Annotated in this window: 16 protein-coding genes and 1 pseudogene; 12 read left to right on the forward strand and 5 right to left on the reverse strand. The window is 40.0% G+C overall.

The features are described from left to right. Positions 1-416 (reverse strand): annotated as a pseudogene (locus ACEW8O_RS19880) (hypothetical protein); the annotation flags it as partial. A gap of 397 nt (positions 417-813) precedes the next feature. Next, positions 814-1251, reverse strand: coding sequence for a DUF2147 domain-containing protein (locus ACEW8O_RS19885; RefSeq protein WP_373496374.1), 438 nt, complete (start codon positions 1249-1251; stop codon positions 814-816). A gap of 143 nt (positions 1252-1394) precedes the next feature. On the opposite strand from ACEW8O_RS19885, the gene pdeM reads away from it, so the two are divergent. The 11 genes from pdeM to ACEW8O_RS19940 all read left to right on the forward strand — a co-directional run bounded on the left by pdeM (position 1395) and on the right by ACEW8O_RS19940 (position 13214). Continuing rightward, positions 1395-2054 carry a ligase-associated DNA damage response endonuclease PdeM gene (gene pdeM, locus ACEW8O_RS19890; protein WP_373496375.1) on the forward strand — a complete coding sequence of 220 codons (660 nt, stop codon included), beginning with the start codon at positions 1395-1397 and terminating at the stop codon, positions 2052-2054. A gap of 53 nt (positions 2055-2107) precedes the next feature. Beyond that, positions 2108-2998, forward strand: a complete 891-nt coding sequence (locus tag ACEW8O_RS19895) for a cell division protein FtsX (protein WP_373496376.1) — start codon at positions 2108-2110, stop codon at positions 2996-2998. Position 2999: 1 nt separating this feature from the next. Then, complete coding sequence (locus ACEW8O_RS19900) at positions 3000-3209, forward strand: DUF3098 domain-containing protein (RefSeq protein WP_373496377.1); 210 nt, start codon at positions 3000-3002, stop codon at positions 3207-3209. A gap of 6 nt (positions 3210-3215) precedes the next feature. Continuing rightward, complete coding sequence (locus ACEW8O_RS19905) at positions 3216-4010, forward strand: undecaprenyl-diphosphate phosphatase (protein WP_373496378.1); 795 nt, start codon at positions 3216-3218, stop codon at positions 4008-4010. A 1-nt stretch (position 4011) separates the two neighbouring features. Next, positions 4012-4695 (forward strand): tRNA pseudouridine(55) synthase TruB, encoded by a 684-nt coding sequence (truB, locus tag ACEW8O_RS19910; RefSeq protein ID WP_373496379.1) that lies wholly within the window; start codon positions 4012-4014, stop codon positions 4693-4695. Beyond that, positions 4682-5614 (forward strand): bifunctional riboflavin kinase/FAD synthetase, encoded by a 933-nt coding sequence (locus ACEW8O_RS19915; RefSeq protein ID WP_373496380.1) that lies wholly within the window; start codon positions 4682-4684, stop codon positions 5612-5614. Before truB ends, ACEW8O_RS19915 begins: the two co-directional genes overlap by 14 nt. 19 nt (positions 5615-5633) lie before the next feature. Continuing rightward, positions 5634-6335: a CoA transferase subunit A gene (locus ACEW8O_RS19920; protein WP_373496381.1), complete on the forward strand. Its 702-nt coding sequence runs from the start codon at positions 5634-5636 to the stop codon at positions 6333-6335. A 397-nt stretch (positions 6336-6732) separates the two neighbouring features. Next, positions 6733-7398 carry a 3-oxoacid CoA-transferase subunit B gene (locus ACEW8O_RS19925; protein WP_373496382.1) on the forward strand — a complete coding sequence of 222 codons (666 nt, stop codon included), beginning with the start codon at positions 6733-6735 and terminating at the stop codon, positions 7396-7398. Positions 7399-7607: 209 nt separating this feature from the next. After that, positions 7608-7952 carry a gliding motility protein GldC gene (gldC, locus tag ACEW8O_RS19930; RefSeq protein ID WP_373496383.1) on the forward strand — a complete coding sequence of 115 codons (345 nt, stop codon included), beginning with the start codon at positions 7608-7610 and terminating at the stop codon, positions 7950-7952. A gap of 403 nt (positions 7953-8355) precedes the next feature. After that, complete coding sequence (locus ACEW8O_RS19935; protein WP_373496384.1) at positions 8356-11304, forward strand: carboxypeptidase-like regulatory domain-containing protein; 2949 nt, start codon at positions 8356-8358, stop codon at positions 11302-11304. A 158-nt stretch (positions 11305-11462) separates the two neighbouring features. Then, positions 11463-13214: a SulP family inorganic anion transporter gene (locus ACEW8O_RS19940; protein ID WP_373496385.1), complete on the forward strand. Its 1752-nt coding sequence runs from the start codon at positions 11463-11465 to the stop codon at positions 13212-13214. 25 nt (positions 13215-13239) lie between these two features. On the opposite strand, the gene ACEW8O_RS19945 is transcribed toward ACEW8O_RS19940, so the two are convergent. Continuing rightward, on the reverse strand, positions 13240-13896 hold the full coding sequence (locus ACEW8O_RS19945; RefSeq protein WP_373496386.1) for a Crp/Fnr family transcriptional regulator: 657 nt from the start codon (positions 13894-13896) through the stop codon (positions 13240-13242). A gap of 369 nt (positions 13897-14265) precedes the next feature. Between ACEW8O_RS19945 and ACEW8O_RS19950 the strand changes: the two genes are divergently transcribed. Next, positions 14266-15093 (forward strand): universal stress protein, encoded by an 828-nt coding sequence (locus ACEW8O_RS19950; RefSeq protein ID WP_373496387.1) that lies wholly within the window; start codon positions 14266-14268, stop codon positions 15091-15093. A gap of 169 nt (positions 15094-15262) precedes the next feature. Here the strand turns inward: ACEW8O_RS19950 and ACEW8O_RS19955 are convergent, their stop codons facing one another. Next, positions 15263-16915, reverse strand: a complete 1653-nt coding sequence (locus ACEW8O_RS19955; RefSeq protein ID WP_373496388.1) for a Na/Pi cotransporter family protein — start codon at positions 16913-16915, stop codon at positions 15263-15265. An 84-nt stretch (positions 16916-16999) separates the two neighbouring features. Then, the gene (locus ACEW8O_RS19960; protein WP_373496389.1) at positions 17000-17563 is read right to left on the reverse strand and encodes a PepSY domain-containing protein; all 564 of its coding nucleotides are present in this window, start codon (positions 17561-17563) and stop codon (positions 17000-17002) included. Positions 17564-17621: the final 58 nt, after the last annotated feature.

Below are 17621 nucleotides of genomic sequence, written 5' to 3' on the forward strand. Positions count from 1 at the left end.
CCTCCGGTATCATAACTGTATTCCTTGGTAATAAAACTCTTCCCATAACCAATTCCGAAAGAGAAGTTATTCCTCGGATTTCCAATGGTGTTGGATGCATAAAATCCAAAAAAACCCGGTTGGCTAAATTGAGGCAAAGGTCCTTTACCCACAAAACCAGAAACTTTTAAATAATAAATATTTTCTTTTTGCCATACTGCATATGATGTACTAATTAAATACGCAATTTCAAAATCAGAAACAATCCCTAGGTCAGGAATAATCAAGAATGAAGCATTTGCAGAAAATTTATCGGTGATTCCTAAACCAAACTGATTAAATAGAAGGTAAATATTCTTCCATTCAAACTGCCCCGCCTCCATAGGTATTCCTGAATTAGAAATAATATTTCTATGCTTGTATTTGGTAAACTCCATATCAACGTTAGAGACGGAGTCCTCCCTAGAATCAAGTGCGTGTTTGAAATTTTGATCAAAAAAAGTAGTGTCGGTTTTCACTGATTCTGGATGACCTACAAGCAATATCAAGAATACAAGTAAAGTGTTCATAGCTTTGGATATTAAAGTGGATAATTTGGACTCAGGCTTTTAATCAACCTCTCCGCATGAAATAAATTTACCGAAGTCCATCCGATATGTTATCCAAAGCTATTTTTCGATTTTCGCAAAAAACAAAACAAATAAAGCAATTATCACCTGCAATAGTAAAACCTGCGGAACAATATGGATGATTAATTGGATTTGTGCCATTTTTCAATAAAAAAAGCTGAATCAATAAATGACCCAACCTAGTTATAATCGTTATTTTCCTCCTCTACTCAGCTTTAGTCCACTCCACTGTCCTTCCAATTAAGGAAATACCCACATATCCCCGAACCTCAAGCGTCTTATTATCTTTTTTCTTTATGATGCAGGAATAGGTTTTACCATTTTTTGGATCATAAATGGTTCCGTTTTCCCAGGTACGGCCTTTATGTTCAAAATCTGTCAAAAGCTTCATGCCCATAATCGGTCTGTCCCTTTTGGATTTATCGGAATTGTTTTTGTCTGTTTTGGGTTTTCCATTTTCTTTTGGATCCTGTAACCATACAATTTTGCCGTGGTATTTCCCGCCCTCTTTGAATATCTCCACCTGCGCATCTTTTTCAGTATTGTACCATTTTCCAACAATAGCATCAGCAGCTTGGGAATAAGCCGAGAGTGTTATTCCCGAAAAAAACAGGAAAGTGAAAATTAAAATATATCTTTTCATGGTCATTTTGATTTTTATTTGCCCTTTAATTAAACTGAAATTATACATTTATAAACGGGATTTGACTCAATTGTTTGGTGAATATCATAAAGCAATGGGTATGAGACCGTTTACTTTTGGATTTGATGGATGAAGTGAAAAAAATGGGAAGTTTTATTATGCAATGGGGGGACCTTTCAATCCAACTACTTCCTGAAAAGGCAATCTATATTGACGCACTCAGTTCGCTCTTGATTGCTGACCCTCATTTTGGAAAGGCAGCACATTTTAGAAAAGCCGGCATTCCGGTTTCGGAGAAATTGCATATTGGGGATCTCATGATCATTCAAAAACTGATACAAAAATACAAGCCTCTTCATCTCTATTTTTTGGGAGATTTGTTCCACAGTGATCTGAACATTGGGTGGAGCGACCTTGAAACCTTTGCCGAATATCATCCTGAAACCTACTTTCACCTGATCAAAGGAAACCATGACATACTTCCTGAGATGGTTTACCGTTCGGATATATGGGAGGTGCATACAGAATCACTGGCATTAGGGCAAATGATATTATCCCATAAACCGATGACAAATATCCCTGCGGAAAAAATCAACCTATGTGGACATATACATCCCGGCATTTCTCTTTACGGAACAGGGAGGCAAAAACTTACCCTGCCCTGCTACTTTGTTTCCCCCAATCAGATCATCCTACCTGCATTTGGGAGATTTACCGGATTGTACATCATGAAATGCGGCAAAAATGACAAGGCCTTTGTAATTGCAGAAAAAAAAGTTATTCCAGTCAATTTCATAGATTAAGATTGGTTTAGTAACCCAAGCTGTTTAATTTTGACACAATTCTAATTCACGACATGAGGGTAAATCCAAGAAAAAAAACCAAGCTGGGGAGATTTAAATTTATTTCAGTACTTTTCAGCACTACCCTTTCCCTATTTATTTTAGGTCTTTTTGGAGTGATTGTTATTCAGGCCAAGACCCTGACAAGCATTATTAGAGAAAATATCGAAATCCAGGTCTTCCTAAATAAAAACATAACCGATGCAGACAAAACCCAAATCGGGAGTTTGCTGGAATCCAAACCATATATCCTTCAAAAAGAAGGTAAATCCGGCATTTCATTTATTTCTCAGGAAGAAGCAGCCCAATCATTTCTGGAAAGTACCGGGGAAGACTTCACAAAATTTCTGGATGACAATCCACTTAGGGACAGTTACACCATTGCCATTGCAGAAGAATATCAGACGGCCGAACTCATTGAAGAAATCGTCAAAGAGATAGAATCTATTGATGGGATTTTTGAGGTGACCTACATGTCTGACCTGGTAGAATCCATCAACCAGAATCTGTTCAAAGTGGCCCTGGTCATGGGAGGTTTTATACTTATTCTGGTTTTCACCGTGGTAATGTTGATCAATAATACCATCAGACTGGCGCTGTTCTCCCAACGATTCCTAATCAGGAGTATGCAATTGGTAGGGGCAACAAGGGGTTTTATAAGAAAACCTTTTTTGGGCAGGGCATTGGTTTTTGGCTTACTTGCAGGTCTGATTGCCTCTGTGCTTTTGTTTGGCATTATTGAATACACCAAGGCCAACATTGATGGATTTGCATTGCTTCAGGATTACAACTTATTATATGGCCTTTTTGGTGCATTGATTTTGATCGGTATCCTACTTTCGGTATTCAGTACTTTACAGGCTGTAAACAAATATTTAAACATGTCTTTGGACGAATTATATTAATATGAACAACCCACAATTTGCATTTACCAAAAAGAACTACCTCCTCATGCTGATAGGCATTGGCATTATTGCTTTGGGATTTATCATCATTGGGATGGATAGTGCACCACATGGTTTTGGCTTTTTGGGTCTTACCTTAGGCCCCATCATTACTTTGGCTGGATTCATTTTTGAGTTCTATGCTATTTTTTACCGTTCTGAAAAAAAATAATTTTCTATGGAAATCATTGATGCAATCATCCTTGGGATAATCCAGGGACTGACTGAGTTTTTGCCTGTTTCCTCCAGTGGGCATTTGGAATTGGGTTCTGCTATTTTGGGTGATGACAAAATCCCTAAAGAAAGTCTTATGTTCACGGTAGTATTACATTTTGCTACTGCTTTAGCCACCATAGTGGTGTTCAGGAAAGATATTGTAGAAATCGTAATCGGACTGCTTAAATTCCAATGGAATGAAGAAACCCAATTCACGGTAAAAATCATCCTTTCCATGATTCCCGCTGTCATCATTGGTTTGTTTTTTGAAGAGCAATTGGAGCAGTTTTTCGGTGGTAAAATTGTTTTTGTTGGCTTTATGTTATTGATTACTGCTTTGCTGCTATTCCTGGCGGATCGTGCAAAGGATACTGGGAAGCCTGTGAGTTTTACCAACTCCGTGTTGGTAGGTTTGTCACAGGCAGTGGCCATGCTACCGGGAATTTCAAGAGCCGGCGCTACGATTTCAACATCAGTCCTACTGGGAATTGACAAAAACAAGGCAGCGAGATTTTCATTTCTGATGGTAGTACCGTTGATTATAGGAAAAATCGCAAAGGATATTCTTGACGGGGAATTGACTTATAATGAAGCAAGTTTTGGTTACCTCTCTGCCGGATTTATAGCTGCTTTTATTGCGGGTATTTTTGCATGTACCTGGATGATCCAATTGGTGAGAAAAAGTAAATTGACCTATTTTGCAATTTATTGTACCATCGTTGGTCTGTCAGCCATCTTTGCAGGATTATATATGTAACATGCAGGAAGAACCTTACGGAGAAGTTTTTCTCATCGACAAACCTTACCAATGGACCTCTTTTGACGTCGTCAAAAAAGTCAGAAATGCCCTAAGGATCAAAAAAGTAGGACATGCCGGCACTTTGGATCCATTGGCAACAGGGCTCCTGATTGTCTGTGTGGGTAAAAAAACCAAATCCATAGAGTCTTACATGGCTAAGGAAAAAGAATACACAGGGGTCTTTGTTTTAGGCAAAACCACCGAAAGTTTTGACCTTGAAAAGGAAATCATCGAAGTGGCCGATCCCTCCCATTTGACCATAGCCGACGTAGAATCAGCCACCAAGCAACTCTCAGGTGATATCATGCAGGTACCTCCCATGCATTCGGCGATAAAAGTGGGCGGTAAAAGAGTTTATGAATCTGCACGGAAAGGAGAAGAAGTAAAAATGGACGCAAGACCTGTCACTGTCTCAGAATTCGAAATTGTTAAATTTGAAAACCCTGAAGTACATTTCAGGATAGTTTGTTCCAAAGGCACTTATATCCGAAGCCTCGCAAGGGATTTGGGTGAAATATTGGAAACCGGAGCTTACATGTCCTTTTTGACAAGGACAAGGATTGGGGAGTTTAGGCTGGAAGACGCTTTTGATCTTATGGATCTGATAGAAAAAATCAAAAACAGACAGAATGAAAATCTATGAGGGCATAGAACATTTTGATCGGGTAAAAAACCCTGTCGTCACAAGTGGTACTTTTGACGGGGTTCATCTCGGCCATCAAAAAATATTGAGCAGAATCAGAGAATTGGCAGATGAAATCAATGGAGAAACTGTTCTCATTTCATTTTGGCCACATCCCCGGATGGTACTTTATCCCAATGAACACAACCTGCGTTTGTTGACCACTTTTGAAGAAAAAACCAGGCTTCTCAGAAATCTCGGTATTGACCATCTACTGACAATCCCATTTACAAAGGAATTTTCAGAACTGAGTTCAGAACAGTTTATCAGAAATATACTGATCGATAAAATTCAAACCCGTAAATTGGTCATAGGATATGACCACAGGTTCGGAAAAAACAGAGAAGGAAGTTTTGAATACCTTAAATCCAACATCATGCAGTATAATTTTGATCTAGAGGAAATCTCTAGGGAAGATGTGGACAATGTTGGCGTTTCAAGTACCAAAATCCGGAAGGCTTTGGAGGAGGGAAAAGTAAACATTGCAAACGAATACCTTGGTAGGGATTATGAACTGAATGGGATCATCATCAAAGGTCAGCAACTTGGCCGATCAATTGGATTCCCCACAGCCAATGTCCACATTACACATGATTATAAACTCATCCCCTGTGATGGTGCCTATGCCGTTAAAGTGGAAATTGAAGGCAAAACCCATGGTGGAATGCTCAACATAGGCAACCGACCGACCGTAAACGGAAGTAGTCAGACCATAGAAGTACATTTGTTTGATTTCAACGGTGACCTATATGATAAAAGAATCAGTGTTTACCTCAAATCTTATTTGAGACCGGAGTTCAGGTTTTCCGGACTTGAATCCCTCCAAAATCAATTGGAGAAGGACAAACAAGAAGCCAAACGGATTTTGACCCAATTTTAACCAATTAATATTCTTTTCAATGATCGATAAAACCATAGCCAATGCAAGAGAAGCTGTAAAGGATGTCTTTTCGGATGCGGTATTGATGTTTGGAGGTTTTGGCCTCTGCGGTATTCCTGAGAATTCCATCCGCGCACTTTTGGAAAAAGATCTGAGTGGTCTTACCTGTGTCTCCAACAACGCCGGAGTGGATGATTTTGGGATTGGTCTGATGCTCAAAAAGCGCATGGTCAAAAAAATGATTTCCAGCTATGTGGGGGAAAATGCTGAATTTGAAAGGCAACTGCTCAGCGGGGAATTGGAGGTGGAGCTCTTGCCGCAAGGAACATTGGCAGAAAGAATCAGAGCAGGTGGGGCAGGAATCCCTGCATTTTTTACCCCCGCTGGAGTTGGCACTGAAGTAGCCGATGGCAAGGAAATCAGGGAGTTTGACGGCAAACTCTATTTATTGGAAAGGTGGATCAAAGCTGACTTTGCATTTGTCAAAGCATGGAAAGGCGACACAGCAGGAAACCTGATATATAAAGGAACTGCCCGCAATTTCAATCCCATGATGGCCTCAGCCGGAAAAATCACTATCGCAGAAGTTGAGGAACTGTTGCCCGCCGGAGAACTTGACCCCAATCAGATCCATACCCCCGGGATTTATGTGCAAAGAATCTTTCAAGGGGAAGGATATGAGAAAAGGATTGAGCAGAGGACGGTGAGAGTAGAAGGATGAGGGATGAAGGTAGAGGGATGAAGGGATGAGGGTAGAAGGTAGATTTTAGATTTTAGATTTTAGATTTGGGAAGGATAAAGTGTGAAGGAAGGATGAAGGATGAGGGATGAAGGGTAGAAGCGAGAAGCGAGAGTTTAGAAACAAGATACAAGATACAAGAGCCAAGAATTTAGAAATTAGAGGCGAGAGGCGAGATGCTAGACATTTATAATCAGACCCAATAGTAAAGAAAATAACGAATTGATATAAGAAGGCGAAAAGTTTAAAAATGGGCCTTTCCTTGTCATGTCGATCCCGACAGCAGTACGGGAGAGACATCTATAGAGACTGAGACACAAGCTTGTCCCGAAAAATTTCGGGGAACCAAACAACTGGACAATAAAAATTATCAACTCCCATGCTGGACAAAACCCAAATAGCGCAGAGAATAGCTAAAGAAATCAGAAACGGACAATACATCAACCTGGGAATTGGTATTCCAACTTTGGTGGCCAATTATATCCCTGACCATCTTGAAGTCGTCCTGCAATCTGAGAACGGGCTTTTGGGAATAGGCCCCTTCCCTGTAGAAGAGAAAATTGATCCTGATCTGATCAATGCCGGAAAACAGACCATCACGATGACAAAGGGTTCAGCATTGTTCAATTCCTCCGAATCTTTTGCCATGATACGGGGCGGTCATGTACATTTAACTATATTGGGTGCCATGGAGGTTTCTGAGAATGGGGATATTGCCAACTGGAAGATTCCCGGAAAAATGGTAAAAGGGATGGGTGGGGCGATGGACCTGGTAGCTTCTGCCGAAAATATCATAGTCGCCATGCAGCATTGCAGCAAAGACGGTCAATCCAAACTTCTGAAAGAATGTACCCTTCCGATTACAGGTATTCGCTGTGTCAAAAAGATAGTGACTGACCTTGCTGTTCTGGATGTTCTTCCTGAAGGTGGATTTAAATTACTGGAAAGGGCCCCGGGAGTAAGCGTGGATGAAATCATGGAAAAAACCGAGGGGAGATTGGTCATAGAAGGGGACATTCCTGAAATGCAGTTTAATCAAGGATAATTATTTTTGAATCTTTATACCAAAGCCGGAACTATATTTTGATGAGTATGATTCTTTTTCCTAGTGTTAAATTAACTCTAACATTTAAAGGTTATCACCATTGCGCAAAGATTCAAGTTTTCCTTCTTTGCGTCCTTGCGTCAGGAGAAAGATTGTCAATTCATCCTTAACAAAGCACTGGTTTTACAATAAAAATCACCAATCCAATAATGAAAAACTCTGAAATAAAATTTTCGATTGAACTCGATGAAAAAAACCTTCCGAAAAAAATACAATGGGATGCGTCTGACAAGGAAGAAGAAGGTGCCGAATCCACAAAAAGCATCAGTCTCAATGTTTGGGATAACTTAAACCAAAGTACATTGAGGATTGACCTTTGGACAGAAGATATGTCGGTGGTGGAAATGAAACGCTTCTACATAGATATCTTGGGAGGAATGGGCCAGACAATTCTGAACAGTACCGGAGATGAATTTATCTCCGAAGAAATAAAAATCCTTTGTGATAAACTTGTCAAGCATGTCAATGAGGAAAACAAAAAGTCTTCTAAATAACAATTTGACCCTGAATCCAATCAGGGTCTTTTTTTGACATTTTTATTTAATCCCTCCTCCTTCATCCCTAAAGAGATTGCCACGTCGCACGAAGGATTATTCAAAATATTAATATTTTCCCAAGTGCTCCTCGCAATGACGCACCTCCTTCCTCCAAAAGAAACATACATTATTCGCTAAATGTCTGTCAACCCTATTAATTTTTCCCAAAAATTAATTCACAGTTTGCATTTTTCCTTTTGATAATGAGTAGGTTTCAAATAAATTTATAATTCTATTAATATTTGTTAAAAATTTTTTTTGGTGAATGATATTGATAATTGGTATTTTAATCTAAATTTCCCCCAAATTAATGGCTTATTATTTGGCGATAATCAAATTAACAATTAACCCAATATACCTTATGCAAAATTTTACTAAAAGTTTTAGCCAGGGAGTATTCCTACTTCTTGCATTAGTTTCCCTTAGTACTGCTGAAGTTTTTGCCCAGACGACAACAATTTCAGGACAGGTGACCGAAGAAGGAACTAAAGAGACACTTATTGGTGTCAACATTGTGGTAAAAGGTAAAGTTGTAGGTACCATTTCTGACCTGAATGGTAATTTCACTTTGCGAGTTAACCAGGCACCTCCATTGACACTTATCTTTTCAATGGTAGGGTTTTCAAGTCAGGAAGTGGAAATCACAGATTCCAATGTCTCTAACCTTCAGGTAACCTTGGCAGAAGCTTCCATCCTCGGGCAAGAAGTGATTGTTTCAGCCTCAAGAATCGAAGAAAATGTCCTTCAGTCCCCCGTGACAGTCGAAAGGATGGATATCATTTCCATCAGAGAAGCTCCTCAGGCCAACTTTTATGATGCTTTGAATAACATGAAAGGAGTGGAAATGAGCACCCAATCTCTCACTTTCAAATCATTCAACACAAGAGGATTCAATGCCAATGGAAACGTAAGGACTGTCCAACTCATAGATGGAATGGACAATCAGGCACCCGGATTGAACTTTTCAGTGGGCAATATTGCCGGTATTTCGGAATTGGATCTTGAAAGCTTGGAATTGCTACCAGGTGCATCCTCTGCCCTCTATGGACCCAATGCCATCAATGGGATCCTTTTAATGAACAGTAAAAATCCTTTCCAGTATCAGGGATTTTCGGCCCAGATAAAAACCGGTGTAATGGATCAAGGACAAAGAAGCAATCCCACCACTGGATTTTATGATTTTGCTGCAAGGTATGCTACTGCTTTCAATGATAAAGTCGCTTTAAAAGTCAATTTCAATTACCTGAGAGCAGATGATTGGCAGGCCAATGATTTTAGGGACCAGTCTTTATTGAACGGATCTACAATTGAAGGTGGTACCAGACAAAATAACCCAGGATACAATGGGGTCAACGTTTACGGAGATGAAACTGCAGTGGACATAAGTCTATTTGCGCCAGGAGTAATCCCCACCGGCACTTTTGTTTCCCGAACAGGTTATAATGAAAGGGACTTAGCAGACTACGGTGCAAAATCCATAAAACTGAATGCAGCCCTTCATTGGAGATTAAATGACAGGGTTGAAGCCATATTTCAGGGAAATTATGGTGCAGGTACCACCGTATTCACTGGTGCAGACCGCTATTCCATTACAGGATTCAATATCGGTCAATACAAAGCAGAGTTGAAGGGTGCAAATTGGTTTGTACGAGCATACACCACTCAGGAAAGATCTGGAGATACTTATGCAGTAGGCATTGCTGCCCAAGGAATTAATGAAGCTTGGAAACCAAGTCTTAATACTGCAAATTTAGCGGGTTCATGGTTTCCACAATATGCAACAGCTTATGCAACAGCAGCAAGTCAAGGGGCTAATGCATCTGCGGCTCATGCCGCAGCAAGGGCATTTGCAGATCAGGGAAGGTATGAACCTGGTTCGGCCCAGTTCAATCAGGCATTGGCAGATGTACGATCCAGACCAATCCCTGGAAATGCCCAAGGAGTAGGCGCAAGATTCGTAGACAAAACCAACCTTTACCATTTAGAAGGTTCTTATACTTTCAAAGATGTGACTTGGGCCGATTTTGTCATGGGCGCAAATTATAGACTTTATTCATTGAATTCTGAGGGTACTTTATTTGCCACCCAGGAAAATGGTGATGAATTTTCCATCAATGAATATGGAGGTTATTTACAAGGCTCCAAAAGATTGATCAATGACAACTTGAAAATAACAGCATCTGTTCGTTATGATAAAAACGAAAATTTTGATGGCCAATGGTCTCCTAGGCTATCGGCTGTTTACACAGCAGGCCAACATAATTTCAGGGCTTCCTACCAAACAGGTTTTAGAATTCCTACCACTCAGGACCAATATATTGATTTAATGACTCCACAGGCAAGATTGATCGGTGGTCTTCCATTTTTAAGAAACAGGTATAATTTCAATACCAATCCTGTCTATTCTTTGGCAACAGTGACCCAGTTTGGAGGAGCTATCCAGCAATTGGCTCAGAATCCTGCTTTCCAGCAAGAAGTATATGGAATAATTCGTGACCAATTCCCTCCAGGAACAGCACCAAATGACCCAGCATTATTGGCTGCTGTCGCACAGGCCATACCTGTAATTGCGGCACAAAGAAACCAAAACCTAAAACAAGAATACGAAGTAAGACCATTCCAGCCTGAAATAGTCAGATCCTATGAGATTGGTTATAAGAGTCTTGTAGCAGGTGATAAATTGATGATAGATGGATATTACTACTACAACAGGTTCGAGAACTTTATCGGAGGACAGGTACTTGTTCAGGATCGTAATCCAGGACCTGGGCCTGCTTCTACCCTTGGTTTGAACCTATTGAGTGCAAACACCAGAAATGTATTCTCCATGCCCGTCAACCGTCAGGAAATCATCAAATCTTATGGATGGGCTTTGGGAATGGACTATCAGTTACCTAAAAACTACACCATTGGTGGTAACGTATCATTCAACAAACTATCCAATATTGAAGATTTGGGTGGTTTCCAGCCTTCCTTTAACACGCCTGAATACAGGACCAACTTCACATTTGGAAACAGAAACATCGCATACAAAAACATCGGATTTGCGGTTGCTTGGAGATGGCAGGATGAGTTTGTATGGCAGTCTTCATTTGTAGCACCTGCTGTTACTACCCAGATGCTTTCTGTCATGCCCGCATTCAGCACCTTTGACGCGCAGGTGAGTTATAAACTCAAAAGCCTAAAATCCATCATCAAAGTCGGTGGATCCAACCTTTTCAACAGCACTGGATACCGTCAGGCTTGGGGTAACCCCACTGTCGGAACCATGTACTTTGTATCGCTTACATTTGATGAGTTCTTAAATTAATTGACCACTGATTCCTATAAAAAACCACCTCAAAAGGGTGGTTTTTTTCTTGTAACAAACATCACCGTCAACGAAGACAGAATTATTGAATTTTGTGGCTGGACTTGGGACATGGAATAGCATGTTCCCGAATTTTGTTAACTTCAAGATATCAATCAATGAAAAATACAGTACCGGAAATAGCCAAACGATACCTTCCCATTTTGGATTGGTTACCCCAATATAAGAGCAGTGAGCTTCAGGGTGACTTAACTGCTGGGTTGACAGTGGGCATCATGTTGATTCCTCAGGGAATGGCCTATGCCATGCTGGCCGGATTGGAACCAATTCACGGACTGTATGCGGTCACAGTACCCTTACTGCTTTATGCCATATTTGGGACATCCCGGCAATTGGCAGTTGGTCCTGTCGCCATGGTTTCCCTTTTGACAGCCGCCGGTATTGCAGGACTTAATGCAAGCTCCCCCGAACAATATCTGCTTTACGCCTTAACCTTGGCTTTTCTGGTCGGAATGATCCAATTTGGAATGGGCATTTTGAGATTGGGCTTCGTCGTCAATTTTCTTTCTCATCCTGTCATCAATGGCTTTACATCCGCAGCAGCCATCATCATCGGACTCAGTCAGGTCAAACACCTTTTTCGGATCGATCTTCCCAATTCCGAGCATATTCAGGAAATGGCAGTAGCCATCTTCCAAAATATAGGAGAAATCCACTGGATTACTTTTGGGATAGGACTCATTGGAATTATCATAATCAAATACGGTAAAAAAATCCATAAAAGCTTTCCAGCACCTTTGGTTGCGGTCATTGTCGGGATAGCTTTGGTATCAGGATTTGATTTGGCGGGGCTTGGGGTAAAAATCGTCGGGGACGTGCCAAGTGGTTTACCTTCGTTTTCAAGTCCTTCATTCGACCTGACAACTTGGAAGACACTGTTCCCGATAGCTTTTACAATTTCTTTGGTAGGATTTGCAGAGAGTTTTGCAGTGGCCAAGACCATTCAGGCAAAGCATAAGAATTACCGCCTGGATTCAAATCAGGAATTGGTAGGGTTGGGCATAGCTAACTTTGGAGCGGCCTTTTTTCAGGGATATCCTGTTACAGGTGGATTTTCTAGAACTGCAGTCAATAACGATGCAGGTGCGAAAACAACCATGGCTTCAATCATCAGTGCTTTTTTAATCGTTCTGACGTTGTTGTTTTTCACAGGATTATTCTACAATCTACCCAGTGCCATCTTGGCTGCTGTCGTGCTGGTTGCAGTTTCAGGCCTGATTGACCTCAAGCAACCTGTACATCTATGGCACAAAGACAAGTCTGATTTTTCCATGTTGATCGCAACATTTGTCATCACCTTGACCTTGGGAATTGAAATAGGGATCATTTCCGGAATGGCTCTTTCTTTATTGGTTGTGGTCTATAGGGCATCTCGACCGCATATGGCACAGTTGGGAAGAGTTCCCGGGACAAATATTTTCAGGAATATCGACCGTTTTCAAAACCTGGAGATCAAGGAGCATCTCCTGATGATTCGTATTGATGGGCCCATTTATTTTGCAAATGTGGAGTATATTAAAGATAAGCTGGAAAAATGGATTCTTGAAAGGAATGAAAAAGTGAAAATGATCGTATTCAATATGGAAAGCGTGACCAATATTGACAGTACAGGAGCCCACGAACTGAACGATTGGATTGTGACGTGGAGAAAATCAGGAATGGATGTCTGCATGTCAAGTATCAAAGGTCCTGTGAGAGATGTGCTGAACAGATGGGCTTTGCTGGAAGGTGTAGGTGCTGACCACATCTTCCTGGACGACAATACAGCCGTGTCTGCATTTGACCATGCCATTGATGATGATATTCTCGAAAAATATTCTCCTTATGCCACCCAATCCAATATCAAATAAATACAATATTCAAATAGCAAAGAATCTAACCACTCATCAACTCTTCAAAATCATCTCTGATGTAGATGATATTTCTTCTCAATTCTATCCACTTTTTCTTTTCCAACTGTTTGAGCAATCTTGAAATAACCTCCCGGGAAGTCCCCAATTCATTGGCAATTTCCTGATGGGTAGTATGAAGTTCATTGGATTTTTGCTGCTTCATTTTGGTGACGATGTAGCGCATTAATCTTTCATCCATCCTTTTGAAAGCTACCGCATCCAAAGCTTCGAGCATCTCCTGAAATCTGGTCTGATAGGTCAAAGCCACAAACTCCTTCCATTGCTTGAACTGACCTGTCCATTCCTCGTGCCTTTGGATAGGAATGCCAATCAATGTGGTTTTTTCTTCTGCTACGGCTTTGATTTCGCTGGGTTTGGAAGCCGAACAACAAGTCAATGACAATGCGCAGGTCTCTCCTGGCTCTAAATAATACAGGAAAAGTTCTTTCCCATCCTCATCCATGCGCAAAATTTTGATAGCTCCCTCCAAAATCACCGGAACCATTTTGATAAACTGACCTGGTTCGGTAATGGTTTTACCTGCCTGAAAAACATGGACAGTTCCATATTTCAGCATCGCATCCAAAAGATCCGGGTCAGTGATGTTTGGTAATTTCCCTTTAAGGTCTTCTAATTCCATATTAAAAATTATTATAAATTAATTGGTTTACTAAAATCAATTTAGTGATAATAGTTACATAAAAAAAAAAGCTGGAAGAAACATCCGGCTCTTTTCGATATACAAAACCAATTAACTTTTAGACTGTAAAGCCACCATCTATCAGATACATTTTTTAGCGGTAGCCAAACCAATCCCGCCTGCTCCACCTGTAATAAATGCTTATTTCCCTTTGAGAGTCATGATGCTTTATATTTTTGGTTTATCAAATTTATACATACCACTAATCATTTATCCCAAGAACAATCAGGAATTTAGATGACTTTCATCATAATTTTGCAAGAAATATTTATAGAAATTTGACCAACAATAATCCAAATCAATAAAGCCATGAAAAGAATAATCGTCCCTATTGATTTCTCCTCATACTCTGACAATGCGTTTTTGAGTGCACTCAAAATAGCACAGAAATCAAACAGCAGTATTACACTGATCAATGTGGTAAGTACTGAACTGGACTGGAAAAATCTTTCCAAAGAGAGGAAAAATCAAAACCAAAAAATACTGGATATGGAGGCTGAGGCAAAGGATAAATTAAGGGCATTTATCATGGACCATAAGCTGAATACCGTACCTGTCGAAGCAGTAGTTGAAGTGGGAGTTCCACATCAGGAAATTGTCGATACCGCGAATAAACATGCCGCCGATCTTATCGTGATCGGAGCCTATGGAATGGGCCATACCAACGAAAAATTTGTGGGTTCAAACCTCCAGAAAGTATTAAGGAATGCAGATTGCCCTGTTTTGGCCGTAAAAAAAGCCATGAATGGCAATGATCTTAGAAAAATGGCTTTTGCTTCCAAATTCAATGAAGATTCCAGACCTGCCTTTATGAAAATGAAACCTATCTTAAAGGATTTTCAAACATCCGTACATTTTCTTTTTGTGAATACACCATCTGATTTTATCAATTCAGGAGAGGCCGAAAGCAAAATGGATACTTATGCCAAAGGATTGGAGGACCATGTTATCCACAAACATGTCTATAGCCATAAAGAATCTGAAAATGGCATTGTGGAATTCGCTAAGAAAAATAAAATCGGCTTTATAGGTATTGCTTCCAATAACAGAAAAGCCAAATCTACCTATCAGATCGGTACAACTGACACTGTGCTGTTCAAGTCAGATATACCTGTGCTGAGTGTGAAAATGGTGTAAATATTATGAGTATCCGTAAATCCCTGAACTGGGTGGAGTGCATAACTCCGCCTTATTTTTTTCGAATTTTTAAAGGAATTCCCATCATAAATGCTTTGTTTTAATTACTTCGGACTTCCTACCATTTGCAAAAAAAAATGTTATCTATTGTCCAGAAAGCGGTCAATTGCTAACCTACATCAATCACATCCTTTTTCTGATGTTTCCAATGAATGACCGAACTTCCCAAATTATCCATACCTGATACTACCTGTTTGATCACATTGGTGAGTGTAGATACAGGAAATTCCATTGGATTGGTTTTTATTTTTTGGTAGAGTCCTGAAATGAATTTCTTGTATTGTCTGGCATTTTCACCCATCCAATCAGGGACCTCATCAGGGAAGTTTTCCTGAAGGGTATATTCCCTGATTTTTTTCAAAAATTCAAATGTAAAGCCTTTCAGTTTATCAAAGAATTCCCGCACAATTTTGTCTTCCTCATCCTGCATATCATTGATATTGTGCATGACATCTTTAAGGTCTTTGGCGCCATACACCATGGTTCTCAATGCCAACATCAAGGAGGTAAGTTTCCGTGCCTCCTCGATGCTTAGATTTTCCTCCTGAACCTGAAGATGGTATTTGGTCAGTTCATCTTCCAGATTTTTGATTTCCTTATATTGTTCCGCAAGATCATGAGGCTGTTGGAGGATTTTTTTCCAAATAGAAACATTACCTTTTTCACTTTCTCCTACATTCCATACATTGATCATAAACTCAATTGTCTTTTCGAAAGCTAAATTGATGTCTTTTTCCAATGCGGCTATCGCTGCTTCGGGCACTTGTGGGTTTACATTTTTGGTGTAAACTGAAACTCCTTTTGGTTCGAATTGAGAAAACCGATTTTTGAGCCATTTCTCTAATTTTGAAATGAAAGGAAAAAACAGGACAATCCCTATCATATTGATGATCGTATTGAGTAGCACCAACTCCATTAGCGGGTCTGAAATAGAAAAAACAGACATGGTAATGTCAATCAAAGGTCTGATGAAAGAAAAAACCAGTAATCCTGTTATCACATTAAAAAGGAAATGTGCCAATGCCAGTCGCTTTTTGTCGGCAGGTCCGTTTAGGGATCCTATACCCACGGTGACAGTAGTTCCTATATTGGCCCCAATAATCAAAACCGCACCCTCTGTCAGCTCAATCACACCTGCACTCATGGCACTTAAAATGATTACCACCATGGCCGAGCTTGATTGGATCAGGGCAGTAATGACAAGCCCGATCACAAGGTATATCCAAAGACCATAAGCATGAAATTCACTCAGGTCAATTTGATCTGCTATTGCTTCGATGGCCGTTTTCATAAAATCCAGCCCTAAAAACAACAGACCGAAGCCTACTGAAAACGCCCCTAAATTCCTAAGAATTGGTCTGCTTGAAGCAAATAAAAACAACAGACTGCCTATGCCTAAAAAAGGCATGGAAAAAGCTGCAACGCTCAATTTAAAACCCAAAGTGGCGACAATCCATGCTGTGACTGTCGTTCCCAAATTAGCACCCATAATAACTCCAATGGCATTTTTTAAATTAATGACCCCCGCACCCAAAAATGCCAGGACCATCAGCGTAACCAATGAACTGCTTTGCAGAATTGCGGTAATCAGCGTACCAACAAGGATTCCTTTCCAAGCCGTATCAGTGAATTTTTGGAGTAAATGCCTGAATGATTTGCCGCCAAGTTCTTTGATTGCTGTTTCCAATTGGTGCATTCCCCAAAGGAATAAACCAATGCCTGCCAAGAATTTCCAAAAATCAAAAATTTCATCTTGAATCATCGGTGTTGGGTTTTTAATGGTAATACAGCAAAACCTTTAAGACAAATATAAATAGTTGAAGGTACTATAGAGAAAAACAATGAATTACATTTCAGGCTTCTTTTTAAATCTTTTCATCTTCCGTGGATTATACCAAAGGTAAAAGCCTGTAAAGCATAGAAAAATCAATCCCAAAGAAGTCAATGTACTATAAATGATTTTGGAATTTTCGGAATCAGAATCCATCAAAAAATCCAATATACTGCCATCATGTATTTTCTCCACCAAGTGAGAATTCCGCTGTTTGATGGATAATACCTCCCCGGAAAACCCATCAATCTGTATTTCAGTAAAATGTTTCTTGAAAACAATTTTGGCTATTCCTTTGTCAGGACGTACATCCACCCTATCAATCAAGTCACTTTTCCCAATGCTGTCTCTCATAAAAGTCTGACCTGTGATGATCATCTGTTCCAAACTGATCCAATCTCCCGGGTTTTCGACTTTTGTGGTTTGGGTTTTTGGGATCAGTTTCATTTCCTTTTTCCAAGCTAGGAGAATTGCAGTGATTCCGATGATCAATAAAAAAATAACGAATGTGATACTGACCAATTTATGTATCCTTCTGTGAATCCTTGTATTTCTGGCTGTTTTGGAAATGTTAATCATGTACTCCGTATTGAGGGGCAATATATTTCTAATTGTAAGGGTAAAAAAACACTATCCT

It is taken from the genome of Aquiflexum sp. (assembly GCF_041749095.1).
In the GTDB taxonomy this organism is placed as follows: domain Bacteria; phylum Bacteroidota; class Bacteroidia; order Cytophagales; family Cyclobacteriaceae; genus Aquiflexum.

Excerpts from the sequence above, each read along its gene's own strand:
- ACEW8O_RS19925 (WP_373496382.1), top strand. The coding sequence starts at position 6,733 with ATGCTGGACAAAACCCAAATAGCGCAGAGAATAGCTAAAGAAATCAGA.
- ACEW8O_RS19900 (WP_373496377.1), top strand. The coding sequence starts at position 3,000 with ATGAACAACCCACAATTTGCATTTACCAAAAAGAACTACCTCCTCATG.
- ACEW8O_RS19915 (WP_373496380.1), top strand. The coding sequence starts at position 4,682 with ATGAAAATCTATGAGGGCATAGAACATTTTGATCGGGTAAAAAACCCT.
- gldC (WP_373496383.1), top strand. The coding sequence starts at position 7,608 with ATGAAAAACTCTGAAATAAAATTTTCGATTGAACTCGATGAAAAAAAC.
- ACEW8O_RS19945 (WP_373496386.1), bottom strand. The coding sequence starts at position 13,896 with ATGGAATTAGAAGACCTTAAAGGGAAATTACCAAACATCACTGACCCG.
- ACEW8O_RS19950 (WP_373496387.1), top strand. The coding sequence starts at position 14,266 with ATGAAAAGAATAATCGTCCCTATTGATTTCTCCTCATACTCTGACAAT.
- ACEW8O_RS19935 (WP_373496384.1), top strand. The coding sequence starts at position 8,356 with ATGCAAAATTTTACTAAAAGTTTTAGCCAGGGAGTATTCCTACTTCTT.
- truB (WP_373496379.1), top strand. The coding sequence starts at position 4,012 with ATGCAGGAAGAACCTTACGGAGAAGTTTTTCTCATCGACAAACCTTAC.
- ACEW8O_RS19895 (WP_373496376.1), top strand. The coding sequence starts at position 2,108 with ATGAGGGTAAATCCAAGAAAAAAAACCAAGCTGGGGAGATTTAAATTT.
- ACEW8O_RS19885 (WP_373496374.1), bottom strand. The coding sequence starts at position 1,251 with ATGAAAAGATATATTTTAATTTTCACTTTCCTGTTTTTTTCGGGAATA.
- ACEW8O_RS19960 (WP_373496389.1), bottom strand. The coding sequence starts at position 17,563 with ATGATTAACATTTCCAAAACAGCCAGAAATACAAGGATTCACAGAAGG.
- ACEW8O_RS19955 (WP_373496388.1), bottom strand. The coding sequence starts at position 16,915 with ATGATTCAAGATGAAATTTTTGATTTTTGGAAATTCTTGGCAGGCATT.
- ACEW8O_RS19905 (WP_373496378.1), top strand. The coding sequence starts at position 3,216 with ATGGAAATCATTGATGCAATCATCCTTGGGATAATCCAGGGACTGACT.
- ACEW8O_RS19940 (WP_373496385.1), top strand. The coding sequence starts at position 11,463 with ATGAAAAATACAGTACCGGAAATAGCCAAACGATACCTTCCCATTTTG.
- ACEW8O_RS19920 (WP_373496381.1), top strand. The coding sequence starts at position 5,634 with ATGATCGATAAAACCATAGCCAATGCAAGAGAAGCTGTAAAGGATGTC.
- pdeM (WP_373496375.1), top strand. The coding sequence starts at position 1,395 with ATGGGAAGTTTTATTATGCAATGGGGGGACCTTTCAATCCAACTACTT.